This is a genomic window from Archaeoglobus fulgidus DSM 4304 (assembly GCF_000008665.1).
GTDB lineage: Archaea > Halobacteriota > Archaeoglobi > Archaeoglobales > Archaeoglobaceae > Archaeoglobus > Archaeoglobus fulgidus.
The window spans coordinates 203,271-219,688 of record NC_000917.1; the positions used below are offsets into that span (position 1 = coordinate 203,271).

The window sequence follows — 16,418 nt, forward strand, 5'->3', positions numbered from 1 at the left end:
TATGGAATGCCTTGACTTGCTGTTCAGAAGGGTCTCAATAAGGAAGTTTACGCAGGATGACGTTGACGATGAAATTCTGATGAAGATTCTGGAGGCTGGAAACGCCGCACCCTCAGCCGGAAACCTTCAGGCAAGGGACTTTGTCGTCATCAGAAACCCCGAAACTAAAAAAAGGCTCGCCATGGCCGCTCTGAAGCAGATGTTCATAGCTGAGGCGCCCGTTGTTATCGTTGTCTGCGCCAACTATCCGAGAAGCATGAGGGTTTACGGGGAGAGAGGGAGACTTTACGCCGAGCAGGACGCAACGGCGGCAATCGAAAACATTCTCCTTGCTGTCACCGCTTTGAACCTCGGAGCGGTTTGGGTGGGAGCTTTCGATGAAGAACAGGTATCTGAGATTCTGGAGCTGCCCGAATACGTGAGACCTATGGCGATAATTCCAATTGGCCACCCAGCGGAGAATCCGTCTCCAAGAAACAGGTATCCGGTGAGCATGCTCACGCACTTCGAAAAATGGTGATTAGAGGGTGCTCATCCTCTTGACCTCATCAAAAACTCCAACCACTTTGTAGAAGGTCGTGACCTGTTTCAAGTCCAACAGGTCCTCTTCCCTCAGAGGCGCCTCTACCTCAACGAAGAAGACGTAGTCCCCCAGACCCGTTCCGGCAGGCCTCGATTCGAGCTTTCTGAGGTTAAACCCCTTTTTGTGGAAGACCTCCAGCACATCCTTCAGTGCTCCCGGCTTATCTTCAACTCCGAAGAAGAGGGAGGTTATCTTCCCCTCACTCCTTCCCGACCTTCTTCTTATGAGGTAGAACCTCGTTATGTTCCTGCCTTTCAAATCCTGTATTCCCTTTCTGAGCACGTGCAGCCTGTAAAACCTTGCGGCGTTCTCAGACATTATCGCTGCCGAATAGTCATCGAGCATCCTCGCTGCATCGCTGGTTGATGTCGTGTATCTTATCGCAACCGACGGCAGGTAGTTGTTTATGAAGCCCATGCACTGAGCGACAGCCTGGGGATGGGAGTAAATTGTTTTTATCTCCTTCAGCTCTATTTTTCTCTTTGCAACGAGGCAGTGGTTGACCTCAAGCTTAGCCTCTCCGAAGACCTCAACATCGTGGTTCAGCAGAGCATCGATGACCGGCAAAACCGTTCCGTTGACGGAGTTCTCTATCGGAACAAGGCCGTAGTCCACCTCACCGCTCTCAACGAGCTTGATTATTTCATCTGTGGTGGAGCAGTAGCGAAGCGGGACGCGTGAGCCAACGAGCTTCAAAGCCATCTCCTCGCTGAAACTTCCCTGAGGACCGAGAACGGCGATTGTATACTTCACTCCCGCTACCTTGTACTCCTCCTCCTTTGCGAGGCTCATTATTCCCTCAAAAATCTCCTTCAGCTTAACCGGATTCAGTGTAGTTTTCGACATAACCTCCCAGAGCTTCTCCTCCTCCACATCCTTCAGCTCAATCGGCTCCCCCCGCTCCATCTTTATCCTCGCAATCTGCCTTGCCGCGTCGATTCTCCTCTCTATGAGCCTCAGAATCAGCGAGTCTATGGACTTTATCAGCCCCCGAAGCTCCTCTATGCTTTCAGCCTTTTTGGTGGCTTTGTAGGATTCGAGGATAATCGTGCTCGACTCGTAGTCGGTGTAGATTTTTCTCAAACTCTCGAAGATTTCTCTGAAGCTCTCTCTGTCCTTCATTTTTTCGTGCAACTCCATAGCCCTTCTGAGATACTCCTCCCTGACATCCTCGGCGTTCTTCTGAATCTGGAAATACATCTCCCAGTTCTGGTTTATTATTCTGCTTGCGAGCTTGTAGAGGACGGTGAAAATCGGTGATGCGTATTTGAGCTCTTCCTTGCCGTACCTGAGAAAGTCGGCCATTGAAACGAGAGCGAAGTGAGCTATCCCCTGAATCTCGGCCATCTTCCTGTCGTGCTCCTCAACGTCGAGCCTGCTGAGCACGGCTCCGCATTTCCTGAGCTCCTCGAGGATTACCTTCTCCTCCTCCCTTCCCGACTCCCTAACGACTATTACGTTTGAGAGGGAAATCTCGCTGTCCCCGCCAAGCATCGGATGGATGCTCAGGAAGTCGAATCCAGATTCCTCAAACAGCGGAACGGAAACCTTCTTGACAGACGAAACGTCCACAAGCAAGGCCTCCTTTTTCGCCTCCCTCTTTATGTGCTCTAAGGCCTCTTCAAGAGCATACATGGGAGTGCAGACGAATATGACGTCAAAACCTGAAATGCTGTTTGTGTCTCTCTTCATCTGGTCTATGTCGTATCCCCTGACGTAGTATCCCTTGCCGTAGAAGATGTCTCTGAAAAGCTTTCCCATGTTTCCAACGCCGTAGATAAGAATCTTCACAGAAATCACCCCAGCCTGCTGATTATTTCCCTCGCATCATCCAGGCTTATCTGCCCAGGCGCCTTTGGGCTTCCAACATAGCAGTAAATGAATGGAGAGCCTAAGTAAGCTGCGAGGACGCGCGTGAAGCTAAACCTCTCCCCCATGAGGAAAGCTACAACGTCATCGTAATTCGTGAGGATTCGGACGATGGTCTCAACGTCCCTCTTGCTTTTTCCCATCGTGGCTATTTTCACCAAATCCCCCCTCCTGCCCTCAACGATGCCTTTGAGCTCGGAGTAGTCTGGAGTGCGGATAAAGTTGTGGTAGGATTCGATTATTCTGCAGTTGAAGTCAAAGGCCGAGTCCGGGAGGTCGCTTTCGAGGTCAACGTAATCGGGGTTGAGCGAATCAAAGGCTCTCTTCATCTTTTCAATCCTCTCCCTCTCATCACCCTCGAACTTCCCTCCGTCCGAAACCCTTCTGCACGTCAGAATTTTCTCTTTATCAACTCTGGCACCGCTAAAATCGAAAAGGTCGATTCTTAGCTCGACAACATCAGCCTTCTCAGCTAATTCGAGCTCCTCCGGACTTGAAAGCGTTGCAACAAGCTTCATGCTATCTTTCCACGATAAACTCGTCAACCTCAACTCCGAAGTGCCTGGCCTTCTTTCCCAGCCAGACAAGAATCTCGTCTCCGGGCTTCAGCTCGGCAACTGAAACGTGCTTTCCGTCCGGGGCAACAAGCTTTATGGTTTCGGCATTCTGCAGAATTACGCTCCCCTCAACGCCGTCGACCTCAGCCCTGATTAGAATCAACGGCCTCCTCTCAATTTTTACTCTCCCAACGTAGCTCTTCCTCACCGCTCCATCGAATTTTACAACCTCAACCTCATCTCCAGCCTTAAGCTCAGCCAGATATCTGGTTTTATCCCCAACCTTCAGGTAGGCGTTAACGCTGCCTGCATTAACTCTGAAAGGTCTCGAAGCAACGTACTCGCTCTCCTCGCTCTCGCTGGCGACGAGAAACATGAATGATGCCTGGTTCCCGACGAGCATACCCTCTCCCGGAGTCATTAGGGTGACGGTGTCTATGCAAACCCTCTCCCCAACTCCGAGAGGTCTGATTTCCTTAACTCTTGCCCTCACGAGCTCAACCCTCTCCCCTTCTTCCTTAACAACCTCGTAGAACTTCCTCAGCGTCTCTCTGTCCCCGCTAACCGCTATTCCATCAGCCCCCCTTTCGAGGGTGGTCAGGGCAAGCTTCGCATCCTCGATCGTATCGACCGCAGCGATGACCTTCCCGCTTTTCTTCATTGCCACGATGTTCTCGAGAGGAATCACCTTCCAGTCCTCGAACTTCAGAACGACCACTTCCCTTTGCAGCGCCCTTTCCTGATCCTCTGCGGAGGAGATTTTAACGACTGCATCCTCAATTGGTACAATTTTCATTCTTCCGAGCTTCTCAGCTCTCTCAAGAAAATCCCTCCTCACGAGCGCCCCGTCGAATCCGATTTCTATCGCATCCTTCAGCATCTCCTTCGCTTCATCCCAGCTTTCGCTTTCAGCCAACAACCATATTTCCTTCATACTCCATCACTTCCTCCATATGCATATTGCCATGGACTATCATGTGCAGTGCTTTGGCAATTCTCACTGGATGGTCGCTGTTAAATACGTTTCTCCCCGCAGCCACTCCCGCAGCACCTTTTGCAATTGCATCTTCTACCCTCTTCAGGAACTCGTGCTCGCTTCCCTTGCTCCCCCCAGCTACGACGACGGGAATATCGCACACCGCAACGACCTCCTCGAAACTCTGCACGTATGGAACCTTCAGAATGTCAGCTCCGAGCTCGTATCCGATTCTGGCCGCATGCCTTACGGTTTCAGTGGTTACATCGATGCTACCTCTCGGATACATCATCGCCAGAAGGGGAATCCCGTAGTCATCGCAAATCTCTGAAATTGTTCCTGCCTTTTCTATCTGCTCAGCCTCCGTTTTGCTGCCAATGTTTACGTGAATGCTCACAGCATCGGCCCCAAGAGCGATTGCCTTCTCAACGCTCGTAACAATTCTCTTGTCGTTCGGATCAGGAGCGAGGGAGGTTGAGGCGCTGAGATGGATGATTAAAGCTGCATCAATATCTGCAAGAACTGCAGAGCGTTTCGCGACGCCTTTATGCACTATGACTGCGTCGATATAATCCTGCACCTCCTCAACGACTCTATCCACTTTTTCAATCCCTTTTTCCGGTTTCGTTATCCCGTGGTCCATCGGGAGTATTACTGTCCTTCCGTTTTTCATTATTCTGGACATCCTTCTTCTTTTACCTAACATATAAAACACCTCTTATATTTTTAGAGCATAAACCCATACACAAGCACGGAGCCACTGCAGAACACCTCCCGCTAATTAGAAGCTAAACCAGTAGCCAAAGCTAAACCTAAAATAAAATCCAAACACCCTGGTTTTGGCTACACCATGCATTGGAGGAAGGTTTAGCAGCATGTATTTAAGCTTTTCCAATTTTTGATTTATCTATCGAAAATTTTTTAAGTTTTAAAAATTGTGAGCCCTCATGAAAAAAGTAGTTCCAATACTGGTTTTACTGGCCGCTCTGCTTCTGCTCGGTTGCACTCAGCAGGCAGAGCAAAAGGAAGAAAAAGCTCAGATAAAGCTCGTGGAACCGGGCTATCTGACTGTGGGGAGCGATATAGCCTATCCGCCTTTTGAGTTCACAGACGAGAAGACCGGAGAGTACGCTGGCTTCGACATCGACCTCATGAAGGAAATTGCAAAGAGGATGGGGCTCGAGGCAAAGTTCGTGAACACTGCATGGGACGGCATCATTCCGGGCCTGCTGGCTCACAAGTACGACGTCATCTGCTCTGCGATGACAATCACGGAGGAGAGGGCAAAGCAGGTTGACTTCAGCGACCCGTACTTTGAGGCTAAGCAGGTGATTATCACAAGGGCCGATGAGACCGACATTCAGGACGTCGAAGACCTCAACGGGAAGGTCGTTGCGGTGCAGCAGGGAACCACGGGAGACTTTGCAGCTCAGAGACTTAAGGATGAGAAGGGAATCCAGCTAGAAATAAAGAGGTTTGAAGGCACACCCGAGGCTCTGATGGCTGTACAGAAGGGAGATGCTGATGCTGCCATCATCGACAACTTCGTAGCCTACATTGCAGCAAAAGAGAATCCTGGACTTTACCGCATTGTCGAGTCCGACGAATTTGCACCCGAGTACTACGGTATTGCTGTGAACAAGGATAATCCTGCTCTGCTGGAGAAAATCAATGAAGTTCTCAAGGAAATCAAGGAAGACGGGACCTACGACAAGATTTACAACAAATGGTTTGGAGAGTAACAAAAAAATTTTTTATATCCCTCCTTTTTTTAAGGCTCAATGGCAGCTATAAACCAGTTCGACATTGACCTATTCATACGGATACTTCCCGACCTCGCATTCGGGGCGAGCGTGACGCTGAAGCTAACTCTAATCTCCATTTTCTTCGGACTTATCATTGGCACCATTGCCGGCCTTGGAAGGGTTTCAAAAAATCCCCTGCCCTTCGCAATCTCTACTGCCTACGTGGAGGTAATCAGAGGAACACCTCTGCTCGTGCAGATACTCATCGTCTACTTCGGCCTTCCAGCCATCGGCATCAACCTCCAGCCAGAGCCAGCCGGAATAATTGCGCTCAGCATCTGCAGCGGTGCCTACATTGCCGAAATTGTGAGGGCAGGAATAGAGTCGATTCCAATCGGCCAGATGGAGGCTGCAAGAAGCCTCGGCATGACCTACCTTCAGGCCATGAGGTACGTGATTTTTCCGCAGGCTTTCAGGAACATTCTGCCTGCCTTGGGCAACGAGTTCATAGCCCTGCTGAAGGACTCTTCGCTGCTGTCGGTCATCTCCATTGTGGAGCTGACAAGAGTGGGAAGGCAGATAGTCAACACAACCTTCAACGCCTGGACTCCCTTCCTCGGGGTGGCTCTCTTCTACCTGATGATGACCATCCCCCTCAGCAGGCTCGTCGCATACTCGCAGAAAAAGCTTGGCACGTATCAGGTGAAGTAGTTACAAGTTTGGCCTAAAACAGTAAAGGTTACATGTGGGCCCGGGCATCGAAGATTTTCAAAAGCTCCAACCCACATTCAGAGCTTTTCTGACGTACCCGACACAGAGCCTTCGGTTTTACCCTCCGGCCCCATGTGTTCCGTCACTCTTCTTTGCCCGGTTTGCCCTGCAACAATAACTGTTTGGCCTGAGGGCATATAAAATTTTTGTTTATTTGTCATGATGAATTTAAGTCCCCCTTTTAAGTCCCCTTCAGGATCTTCGAGAGCAGGACGTCGTAATCAGCTCTGCTGCCGGCGTTTCCGTGTCCCGGGTAAACCCCTGAGAAATTCAACCCTGAAATTTTTCTTACTGATTCGACATACTGGCTGTAGTCGGAGCAGAAGCTTTTTGGAGAAAGCGATAGTCCTTTCCTGCCCCTCAGCAGGTCTCCGCAGTAAAGGTTTCTCTCATGAAGAATGCAGATAACTGCCGGGAGTGTGGCCGGGTGTGTGGATGATGGTGGCGTTGATGTTCAGCTTCTCAATGCTTTTCAGATCTTCTGGAGGTTCAGCCCTGAATATTCTCTCCCCAACTCTCGCAAACAAGCCGAGAAAGCCAGAATACATCATTCTCTTCTCTCCAAGGATAAAGGGGATGTCTTCGCTGTGTACATAGACAGGGCATCCGAACTCTCTCTGCAGAGCGCTTGCAGCAGCGTAGTGGTCGAAGTGGGCGTGGGTGATGATTATGCCATCAATCTCCTTCAACTGCTTTGAAATTAGCCCTTCATCTGTCCCCGCATCAATCAGGTATGTGGAATCTCCATCTTTTATGAGATAAACATTGCAGCCCTTTGACTTAAGCTTCACAAAAGAGTGTTATGTTTGAAGTTAAAAAATTTTACAGCTAAAAAACTCTTATACTCTCGATAAACCTCAGCCTTTTCGGCAGTGGCGGGTGTGTTGAAAGGAACTCCTGAATGGGGCTGACTTTCATGTTCTTCAGCGCTTCAATGTCAGCTCTCGTTATTGGCTCAGCCACCGCATTGGTGAAGGCGTAGATGAAGAGAGTTCTGAACTTGCTGTCCTGGATGGGGGCGAGGTAGTCGGGGTAGCGGTGGTAGAAGAGGTGTATCTTCGCCAGACTCCTCTGCATTGCATCCTTGTTTGTCGCCCTAACTCCCTCGAAGTCCGCATAGTACTCTCTGAGCCTGCTGAAGGCGAGAACGAGAATCTGGACTATAAATGAAACTATAACTGCTGCAATGCCAATTGCTGCGAGCTGCGCTCCCCTCCTGTCGTCCCTCATTGAGGAGTGGAGCAAGGCGTAACCGAGGTAGAAGATTACTGAGGGCAGCAGGCCGAAGAGGAGCATCACGGCATTGTCCCTGTGCTTGTGGTGGCCGATTTCATGACCAATGACTGCCTCAAGCTCCTCCTGGCTGAGCATCCTCATCAGCGACTCTGAAACCGCCACGAACTTTCCCGTCAAAAAGTTTCCGTAGGCGAAGGCGTTCGGGGGACTTCTCACAACCACCGCCTTTGGCGGCTTTACGTTCAGCCTCCTCGCAACGCTGTTCACAACCATCTGCAGCCTCTCGTCTCTCTGCGCTCCGTAGCTGAGGTTGATGATGTAGGGGGAAAGCAGGTACATCAGCAGGTTGATTATCAACAGGAAGATTATAAGCCCGTAGAAGCTGATGTAAACTCCAGCGTAGGCCAGTATGAGGTAGATTATTGCTGCCGAAATGGCGAGAATCATTCCGGCGAGAAGTACCATTGAGGTGAAGAGCGAGAACTTCCCTGAAACTCTGCTGGCCACCTTGGGGGCGATGGTGGAGGCTAAGAGCAGCATTACGAAGTAGCCCAGCACGGCCAGCATCATGTACACGGGGTCGAAGAAGTACAGCATCATGTTGGTTTATAGGCTGCTGCGGTATTTATAGTTTAAAAGGTGTCCGCTAATTTCAAATCCCCAGTCTCCCATAAACAGCACAACCAAAAACAATAAAAACAACTTCTCGAACATATGTTCGATGAAGCTGCTTGAAGGAATTGTGGTTATTGCTGCCATGCTGGTTCCGTTTGTTGCGATAAGAAGCCATGACATGACCACTTACCTTTACTGGACTGCTGTAACTGCTGCATACCTTACATACTTGACGATTAAGAGGTGGTGAAGTTGATCGAGTTTCTTTACGCCTTTATAGGTTACATAATCATCGGAACTGCCATTGCAATAATGGCGATGAAGGGGCTGAGAACGCAGGAGGAGTACTACATAGCTGGCAGAAAAGTTAGCGGTGTCATCTCAGCCCTGACCTACGCAGCCACAACTTACTCCGCCTTCATGATGGTAGGGCTCGTGGGGCTGAGCTACTTTTCAGGCGTGGGAGCTTTGGGATTCGAGCTTTTCTACCTTGTCGGCACTCTCTTCCTCCTCTCCTACTACGCTCCCAGAGTTTGGGAAATGGCAAAGGAGAGGGGCTACGTCACTCCGGGTGACATGATTGCAGAGAGGTACGGCAGTGAAGTGGCTAAGCTGATGGCCGTAATCGTCTCAATTGCCCTAATCCCCTACATATCTGTCCAGCTAATAGGGGTGAGCCTCATACTCAGCAAGACCAATGCAATGAGCTTTGAAGCTGGCATTGTGGCTTCAGCAATTCTCATCGCTCTTTGGGCCTTCCTCGGTGGACTCAGGGGTGTGGCGTGGACAGACGCCCTTCAGGGAGTCTTCATGCTGCTGATGGCAATTGCAGCCATACTGTGGGTTCATCAGTATGGCTTCGCCGAAAAGGATTTCTTTACAGAAGTTTCAAGGCTTGGAGAGCTACTGGTTGTTCCAAACAGCATCTGGACGCCTGTGAAGTTCATATCCCTCACGCTTCCGTGGTTCTTCTTTGCCCTCACAAATCCTCAGGTATTCCAGAGACTTTACATCCCGAAGGACAGGTCAGCTTTAAGGAGAATGGTAATTCTCTTCGGCTTCTTCGGCCTCATCTACACCGTAATAGTCACGCTCATTGGCCTTGAGCTGAGAACCATGACCGAAATGGGTGTTTTCCCCAAAGTCCCCGACAGGGATGCGGTAACGCCGACAATGCTTGCAATGATGCCCCCTCTGCTTGGAGCCGCAATTTCGCTGAGCATCTTTGCTGCAGCAATCACCACTGCAAACTCCATAGTCCTGACGCTCTCGTCGATGATAACGAGGGATTTGCTTGGCAGTGAGAAGGTGGGGAGCGGGAGGGTATTGATAGTAATTCTGACAGTTGCCGTAGCTCTGTTCGCCTACTCAAGGCCCGGATACATCGTTGAGCTCAGTGTCTTAAGCTCAACAATACTCCTCTGCCAGCTTCCCCTGATACTGGGTGTTTTCCACCTTAACAGGGGAGGAAGGTTGGCGGGAATTGCAACGCTTTCAGCTGGATTCATAACCGCAGTTGTTCTGAGCTTCCAGAAGCTCTCGCCCCTCAGCATTCCAGCTTCGGTCTGGACCTTCATAATCTCCTTTGCCGTGTTCCTCGCCCTATCATCCAGCGAAAAACAGCCCTAATCAGAAGAGGACTTCCAGACTTTGGGATACACTCCCCTCTCCATCATCACTCTCTGAATGTCCGCAGCAATTCCTTTTTTAAGCCTGTAGATGTCTTCTGCATCCATTAAAGCTCTGCCAATTGCCACCAGCTCGTTTTTCAGCGTGAAGATCGCCACAGTGCTGTCCTTCTTAACATTCTTCTCCACGTAAGCCACTCCCCTCACTGAAAGATTCGCCCCATGGCAGATGGCATCAACAGCGGAATCTTTGATGACGATTTTGGGCAGCTCTGCAGCAGCAACCTCCATCGGCTTGATTATCTCCCTTAAATACTTCTCTTCTCCCTCCTCCTTCCAGAAAACGTAAGCATCAAGCAGGTCCTGCAGTGTGTAGCACATGTCCTCTCCAAATTTCCCCGTCCGAGTTCTTCTTAGCTCCTGCATGTGCGCCCCAGTGCCAAGCACCTCTCCGATGTCCCTGCAGAGCTTTCTGATGTATGTTCCAGATTCAGTAACAACTCTGAAAAGCACGTCCCTGCCCTCCATCTCCAGAAGCTCCATTTCGTAAATCTCCCTGATTCTCAGCACTTTTTTAACCGCGGACTTAAGCGGGGGGCGCTGGTAGATTCTGCCGACGAAGAGCTTCATCACCTTCTCAACATCCTCCCTCTTCGCATCACCGTGAAGCCTCATGAGGCAGACGTACTCCTTGCTCGACTCCTGAAGGAACTTGACCATCTTTGTTGCATTTTCAATGAAAATTGGCAGAACGCCTGTAACTCTTGGGTCGAGAGTGCCTGCGTGGCCCGTTTTGCTGACATTGAGAATCCTCCTCACCCAAACAACCACCTCGTGGCTGCTTGGCCCCATGGGCTTGTCGATGCACACTAACCCCTTCCTGATGTACTCCTCCATCGGCCTCTTGGTTGGGTAGCATCCGTAGCTCTCATCCGTGCTTGCGTCATCCTTGACGTAGAAGTTTTCCAGTTTCACATCCTCCCTAATCCCTCGAACTTTTTAACTTTTTAGCCAGCTTTGAGGTGTCAGCATCGAAAACATTTTAAACGCTTTTTTTGTAAAGCCAGCGTGAAGTTCAAGTGTGTTCTCTACACCTGGGATGAGATACGAAAGCTGTGCAAAGAACTTGCAATGAAGGTCAGGGAAAGCGGCTACCAGCCTGATGCTGTTGTGGCCATTGCCCGAGGTGGATGGGTGCCTGCGAGAATTGTATGCGATTATTTGGATATCAGAGAGCTTTACAGCGTCAAAACTGAGCACTGGGATGTTGCAGAGAAAAGGGAGGAGGCTAAAATCACCCAGCCGCTGAATGTGGATGTAAGCGGGAAGAAAATTCTCATTGTAGATGATGTTGCAGATACGGGTGACACCATCAGGGTCGTTGTTGACCACGTCAACCAGTACCGCCCTGCAGAAATCAGAGTGGCTGTTGTTGACTACAAAACCACTTCAAAGTTCGTCCCGGATTACTATGCTGCAAAAATGGAAGCGTGGAGATGGATAGTTTATCCTTGGAGCGTCAAGGAGGAGCTAAGGGATTTGATTGAAAAGGTTAATGCTAAAACAGTTGATGAGGCTGTCAGAGCGCTCAAGGAAGAGTTCGACCTTGAGGTTGATGAGGAGCTTGTGAGGGATGTCCTCACCGACTGCTGACGTCGAAAAGCTGAGAAGAATCATCGAGGTTGCAAGGGGGGACAGGAGAGCAGATTTTGTTGTAAAAAACGCTCAGATTGTTGATTTAGTTAACGAAGAAATTTTTGAGGGAGATATAGCAGTTGCTGAGGGTTTTATTGCCGGAATTGGGAGTTACTCTGGCGTTGAGGAGTGCGAAGCTTCCAATCTTGTAGCTGTTCCGGGTTTGATTGACGCGCACACCCACATCGAGATGTCCATGCTCACCGTTTCAGAATTTGCGAGGCTCGTTGTGCCGAGAGGTACAACGGGTGTTGTTGCAGACCCCCATGAAATTGCTAATGTCCTCGGAAAGGATGGAGTAATGCTGATGCTGGAGGAGGCAAGGAGCACACCGCTCCGCTTCTACTGCATGGTGCCCTCGTGCGTCCCCTCTTCCCCCCTCGAAACGTCGGGAGCGAGAATAGGTGTGGAGGAGATAAGGGAGTTGCTCGAAGAGGAGGAGGTTTTGGGGCTTGCAGAGATGATGAACTTTCCTGGGGTTGTAAGTGCTGACAGAGAGGTGCTTGAGAAGATCGTCCTCGCCGGAATCGTTGATGGACACGCTCCGGGTTTGAGGGGTAAGAAGCTAAACGCGTACATTGCTGCTGGAGCATCATCGGACCACGAAACGACGTCATTTGAGGAGGGAAAGGAGAAGCTCAGGCTTGGCATGTGGGTTATGATAAGGGAAGGCTCCGCAGCAAGAAACCTGGTGGCTCTGAAAGGGCTGACGGGAAACAGGCACACGATGCTTGTAACTGATGGCGACAGGAGCGTTAAGGACATAATCGAAGAGGGCTATCTCGACCACGTTTTCAGAAGGGCAATAGAGGAGGGCATTGATGAAATAAAGGCTCTGCAGATGCTGACTCTCAACCCGGCGGAGTACTTCGGAATTAACGCTGGCCTGATAGCACCTTCGCGCCTTGCGGATATAGTTCTCCTCAAGAACCTCAGAAAGTTTGAGGTCAGGGACGTGTTCGTCGGGGGGAGAAGGCCAGAGTTCAAGCGTTTCAACCATCCCGAATGGGCAAAGAAGACTGTAAAGGCGAGAAAGATAACTCCCGAGAGTATTCAGCTCAAGACGGGGAGGGTAAGGGTTATAGAGGTCTATGACGGGGAAATTGTTACCGGGGAGGCTATAGAAGAAGTTCAAGGCGTTGATGTGGAGAGGGACATTTTGAAGGCCGTTGTGGTTGAAAGACACATCCGGAGTGGTAGGGTCGGAAAGGCTTACGTGAGGGGATTTGGCCTGAAAAGAGGGGCTATAGCCCAGAGCATCGCTCACGACGCTCACAACATCGTATGCGTGGGAGTGGATGACGGGAGCATCTGCGCGGCGGTGAACAGAGTCATTGAACTGCAGGGGGGAATAGTTGTTGCGGATGCAGAAGTCAGGGCTGAACTGCCTTTGCCGATAGCGGGAATCATGAGCGATGAGAGGGCAGAGAGGGTTTTGGAAAGGCTTTCAGAAATTGAGGAGGAAGTCAGAAAGCTCGGTTGCAGGCTGAAGTCCCCAGTTATCACCCTATCCTTCATCGCCTTACCCGTTATACCCAAGCTGAAGCTCACGGACCTGGGACTGGTGGATGTAGAGGCATTTAGGGTTGTTGACCTTCAAGCTGATTGACGCAGTCGATCTCGGGAGAATACTTCTTGATGTCGATAACCGGAGAGCCGTCGAGAGCGTCAAGCCATCTGACCTTCAGTCTATTCCTCTCAACCTCAAGAATCTCCACAACGCAGAGTCCAATCGGATTCGGCCTGCTCGGAGAGCGGGTGGTGAAGACACCCCTCTCTTCGGTCTCTCCGGGTGGCACAACTCTCAGCTTATCTCTGCTGGCTTTATCCATCCAGTAAAGCACGATGATATGGCGTAAGTTCTCAATTTTGTGCAATCCATCAGCGTATTCATCAAAGATGGCTATCTCCGAAACCGCATCGGAGAACCTCCCCTGTCTTGGGGCATCGTTTTGAGTTTTGAATGGCGATTTAACAACTCCTATGGGTTTCAGAATCATATTTTGACTCCCTCAAAAGCTTTTTATTCTTTTTGAACAAAGACAGCACGATGAAAGTCATAATAATGGCGGGCGGTTACGCAACGAGGCTCTGGCCGATAACCAAGAGCAAGGCGAAGCCCCTGCTGCCTGTAGGAACTAAGAGGATAGTTGACCACGTTTACGAGAAGGTTCTGAAGTTCAACTCACCCATTCTACTATCCACAAACAAAAGGTTCGAGGAGGACTTCAGGAAGTGGGCTGAGGGTAAGGACGTTGAGGTGGTTGTTGAGGACACGATGAGGGAGGAGGAGAAGCTTGGAGCAGTAAAGGCTCTCGCACAGGTTGTTGAGGGCATTGACGACGACTTCCTTGTTGTTGCCGGAGACAACATTTTCTCCTTCGAGCTTAACCCTATTGTAGAGCTCTTCAGGAAGAAAAAATCGCCTGTTACCGCCCTCTACGACGTTGGGGATTACGAGCTGGCAAAAAGGTACGGTGTGGCGGAGCTTGAGGGGGAAATTGTGAGAAGGTTTTATGAAAAGCCGGAAAAGCCAGCTTCAACCCTTGTTGGAATAGCTATCTACACTTTTCCGAGGGAAATAGCCGACTTACTCGTTGAGTATGTTGGTGGGAATGAGAGGAGCGATAACCTTGGCGATTTCCTCAGCTACCTCTGCCAGAAAATGGATGTTTACGGCTGCATCTTCGACAACGGAAACTGGTACGATGTGGGAAATCCCGACTCCTACATCGAGGCCTTCAAGTTTTACACTGACAGCTTCGTTCACGAGTCGGTGGAGGTTGCCAAGGCTGCTAAAATCATCGAGCCGGTTGTGATTGAAAGGGATGTGGTCATAAAGGGCAGGTCGATTGTTGGGCCCTACGCCTACATCGGCGAGGGCTGCGAGATCGACTCATCAGATGTGAGTGAGAGCGTTGTGTTTTCCAAGACGGTTTTGAAGAGGGTGAGGCTCTGGAGGAGCATAATTGATGACGATTGCGAGATCAGGAACATCGAGCTGAGCGGCTCGATAATTGGCGGGCATGCGAAGATTCAGAGAGGATGAAAGCCGCAATAATCGATGGATACGTTGACGAGCCTTCCTGTCTCGGAGTTCCGCCTTACGTAGCTCCCTATCCAAGATACATTTACGGGATGCTGAAATCGCTCGATTATGAGGCAACCTACTTCACAATCGACCACCTCAGAGCCCATCCGGAAACTGTCGAGAGGTTGAAGAAGTTTGATTTGGCTGTGATCATTGCGGGCATAGCTGTTCCCGGAAAGTATCTCGGAGGAAAGCCTTTGAGCAAGAAGGAGCTTTTTTCAATGGGGCTTGCTGAGAGAAATCTGCTCGTAGGCCCAATCACCCTCGAACTTTCGCAGAAGGAGTTGAGAATGCTTGAGGACGTTGAAATTGAGGTCATAGACTTCCCCTTCGAAAGGAAGCTTTTCGAGAGGCTTGGGGGAGAGAAGTTCAACCTCAATGCCTTTGCCGCTCGCGGTGCTGAGGTTGTGAGGCAGCATCCGGACTTTCCCCACATCATCTGCGAGATCGAGACCTACAGGGGGTGCTACTGGGGCAAGTGCAGCTTCTGCATCGAGAGAGTTCACAGCCTGTGGTTCCGAAGCCCTGAAGACGTGCTTGGAGAGGTAAAAGCCCTCTACGATTGCGGTGTTAGACACTTCCGTCTCGGAAGGCAGACTGACTTTTTCAGCTATCTGGGGGAGTTTGAGGGTGTTCCGAGACCGAATCCTGAGGCGATGAAAAAGTTTCACAGGGCGATATGGGATTTGTGCCCAAAAATCAAAACCCTCCACATCGACAACGTGAATCCGAAAACGATAGCGGAGCATCCGGAAGAGTCTGCGGAGCTTATAAAGACCATCGTAATGTATCAGACTCCCGGCAACGTGGCGGCCATGGGGCTTGAGAGTGCCGATGAGAGAGTTGTGAGGAAAAACAGCCTGGCAGCATCTCCGGAGGAGGTAATGTTCGCCATCGAGCTGATTAACAGATACGGCAGGCACCCCTCCTACAACGGTCTTCCCTACTTTCTCCCTGGCATAAACTTCGTCATAGGGCTGAAAGGGGAGACGAAGGAGACTTTTGAGCTGAACTACCGGTTTCTCGAGGAGGTTATGGAAAGAAACCTCCTTCTGAGGAGAATCAACATCAGGCAGGTGAAGATATTCCCCGGAACGCCGATGGAGAAGGAGGGGGACAGAAGGCTGAAAAAGCACAGAAAGGAGTTTATAGCTTTCAAAAACAGAGTGAGGGAGAACATAGACACGCCCATGCTGAAAAAAATTCTTCCCAAAGGTAGAAGGATAACCGACCTCAGAGTGGAGGTTGAGGGCAAAATCAGCTACGCGAGGCAGCTTGCTACCTACCCGATTCTTGTTGGTCTGGTTGGAAAGTACCCCAGAAATCTCTATGTTGACGCAAGGGTTGTCGATTACGGCCACAGGAGCGTTACTGCGGTTGAGGCCGACCTTGACGTAAACAAAGCCACCCTGGAGCAGCTTGAGTTTTTGCTCGGAAAGGTCGGCCGAGAGGTTTATATGAGGAGACCCATAGGAAGTGATGCTGAACTGGAAGCAATTGGTGGAAAGGAAGCCTTGGTTTACCTCAAGGTGGGTGGAGAATAATTAGAGACTATTTCCATTAAACTCTCGGCGGTGAATATGATTCAATTGTAAATAAAAAAAATTGAGAATGGAAAAAGCTTTATACGGAGAGGAATTAGCCAGAATTGG

The 16,418-nt window shown here is 50.1% G+C and carries 17 protein-coding genes; 9 read left to right on the top strand and 8 right to left on the bottom strand.

Going from position 1 to position 16,418, the window contains the following annotated elements:
* Nucleotide 1 precedes the first annotated feature (1 nt).
* The gene (locus AF_RS01125) at nucleotides 2-520 is read left to right on the top strand and encodes a nitroreductase family protein (RefSeq protein ID WP_010877737.1); all 519 of its coding nucleotides are present in this window, start codon (nucleotides 2-4) and stop codon (nucleotides 518-520) included.
* On the opposite strand, the gene pheA is transcribed toward AF_RS01125, so the two are convergent.
* From pheA to AF_RS01145, 4 genes are read right to left on the bottom strand one after another with little or no spacing between them, the layout of a single operon-like run.
* Nucleotides 521-2,383, bottom strand: coding sequence for a prephenate dehydratase (pheA, locus tag AF_RS01130; protein ID WP_010877738.1), 1,863 nt, complete (start codon nucleotides 2,381-2,383; stop codon nucleotides 521-523).
* Nucleotides 2,380-2,970: a type I 3-dehydroquinate dehydratase gene (gene aroD / locus AF_RS01135; RefSeq protein ID WP_010877739.1), complete on the bottom strand. Its 591-nt coding sequence runs from the start codon at nucleotides 2,968-2,970 to the stop codon at nucleotides 2,380-2,382. The genes pheA and aroD overlap by 4 nt, the downstream gene beginning before the upstream one ends.
* 1 nt (nucleotide 2,971) lies before the next feature.
* Nucleotides 2,972-3,943, bottom strand: coding sequence for a 3-dehydroquinate synthase II (locus AF_RS01140; protein WP_010877740.1), 972 nt, complete (start codon nucleotides 3,941-3,943; stop codon nucleotides 2,972-2,974).
* Nucleotides 3,918-4,691 carry a 2-amino-3,7-dideoxy-D-threo-hept-6-ulosonate synthase gene (locus AF_RS01145; RefSeq protein WP_048064192.1) on the bottom strand — a complete coding sequence of 258 codons (774 nt, stop codon included), beginning with the start codon at nucleotides 4,689-4,691 and terminating at the stop codon, nucleotides 3,918-3,920. The genes AF_RS01140 and AF_RS01145 overlap by 26 nt, the downstream gene beginning before the upstream one ends.
* 241 nt (nucleotides 4,692-4,932) lie before the next feature.
* Between AF_RS01145 and AF_RS01150 the strand changes: the two genes are divergently transcribed.
* Together AF_RS01150 and AF_RS01155 are read left to right on the top strand one after the other, a co-directional pair.
* Nucleotides 4,933-5,727: a basic amino acid ABC transporter substrate-binding protein gene (locus AF_RS01150; protein ID WP_010877742.1), complete on the top strand. Its 795-nt coding sequence runs from the start codon at nucleotides 4,933-4,935 to the stop codon at nucleotides 5,725-5,727.
* A 39-nt stretch (nucleotides 5,728-5,766) separates the two neighbouring features.
* Nucleotides 5,767-6,441, top strand: coding sequence for an amino acid ABC transporter permease (locus AF_RS01155; protein ID WP_010877743.1), 675 nt, complete (start codon nucleotides 5,767-5,769; stop codon nucleotides 6,439-6,441).
* 449 nt (nucleotides 6,442-6,890) lie between these two features.
* On the opposite strand, the gene AF_RS12325 is transcribed toward AF_RS01155, so the two are convergent.
* Both AF_RS12325 and AF_RS01165 read right to left on the bottom strand, forming a co-directional pair.
* Nucleotides 6,891-7,292, bottom strand: coding sequence for an MBL fold metallo-hydrolase (locus AF_RS12325; RefSeq protein WP_010877745.1), 402 nt, complete (start codon nucleotides 7,290-7,292; stop codon nucleotides 6,891-6,893).
* 37 nt (nucleotides 7,293-7,329) lie between these two features.
* Nucleotides 7,330-8,334 carry a zinc metalloprotease HtpX gene (locus tag AF_RS01165; protein ID WP_349284410.1) on the bottom strand — a complete coding sequence of 335 codons (1,005 nt, stop codon included), beginning with the start codon at nucleotides 8,332-8,334 and terminating at the stop codon, nucleotides 7,330-7,332.
* A 124-nt stretch (nucleotides 8,335-8,458) separates the two neighbouring features.
* Here AF_RS01165 and AF_RS12995 point away from each other — a divergent pair, with 124 nt between their 5' ends.
* Entirely contained in the window at nucleotides 8,459-8,602 is a 144-nt protein-coding gene (locus tag AF_RS12995) for a hypothetical protein (protein ID WP_156029478.1), read from the top strand.
* Entirely contained in the window at nucleotides 8,599-9,981 is a 1,383-nt protein-coding gene (locus AF_RS01170; RefSeq protein WP_231487555.1) for a sodium:solute symporter family protein, read from the top strand. The genes AF_RS12995 and AF_RS01170 overlap by 4 nt, the downstream gene beginning before the upstream one ends.
* Here the strand turns inward: AF_RS01170 and AF_RS01175 are convergent.
* Nucleotides 9,978-10,955, bottom strand: coding sequence for an RNA-guided pseudouridylation complex pseudouridine synthase subunit Cbf5 (locus AF_RS01175; protein WP_010877749.1), 978 nt, complete (start codon nucleotides 10,953-10,955; stop codon nucleotides 9,978-9,980). The genes AF_RS01170 and AF_RS01175 overlap by 4 nt on opposite strands.
* A gap of 93 nt (nucleotides 10,956-11,048) precedes the next feature.
* On the opposite strand from AF_RS01175, the gene AF_RS01180 reads away from it, so the two are divergent.
* Together AF_RS01180 and ade are read left to right on the top strand one after the other, a co-directional pair.
* Nucleotides 11,049-11,633, top strand: coding sequence for a phosphoribosyltransferase (locus AF_RS01180; RefSeq protein ID WP_010877750.1), 585 nt, complete (start codon nucleotides 11,049-11,051; stop codon nucleotides 11,631-11,633).
* Nucleotides 11,614-13,284 (top strand): adenine deaminase, encoded by a 1,671-nt coding sequence (gene ade / locus AF_RS01185; protein WP_010877751.1) that lies wholly within the window; start codon nucleotides 11,614-11,616, stop codon nucleotides 13,282-13,284. Before AF_RS01180 ends, ade begins: the two co-directional genes overlap by 20 nt.
* Here ade and tsaA read toward each other — a convergent pair.
* Nucleotides 13,256-13,675 carry a tRNA (N6-threonylcarbamoyladenosine(37)-N6)-methyltransferase TrmO gene (gene tsaA / locus AF_RS01190; protein WP_010877752.1) on the bottom strand — a complete coding sequence of 140 codons (420 nt, stop codon included), beginning with the start codon at nucleotides 13,673-13,675 and terminating at the stop codon, nucleotides 13,256-13,258. The genes ade and tsaA overlap by 29 nt on opposite strands.
* A gap of 50 nt (nucleotides 13,676-13,725) precedes the next feature.
* Between tsaA and AF_RS01195 the strand changes: the two genes are divergently transcribed.
* Both AF_RS01195 and AF_RS01200 read left to right on the top strand, forming a co-directional pair.
* Complete coding sequence (locus tag AF_RS01195) at nucleotides 13,726-14,724, top strand: nucleotidyltransferase family protein (RefSeq protein ID WP_010877753.1); 999 nt, start codon at nucleotides 13,726-13,728, stop codon at nucleotides 14,722-14,724.
* Entirely contained in the window at nucleotides 14,721-16,310 is a 1,590-nt protein-coding gene (locus AF_RS01200) for a radical SAM protein (RefSeq protein ID WP_010877754.1), read from the top strand. Before AF_RS01195 ends, AF_RS01200 begins: the two co-directional genes overlap by 4 nt.
* Nucleotides 16,311-16,418: the final 108 nt, after the last annotated feature.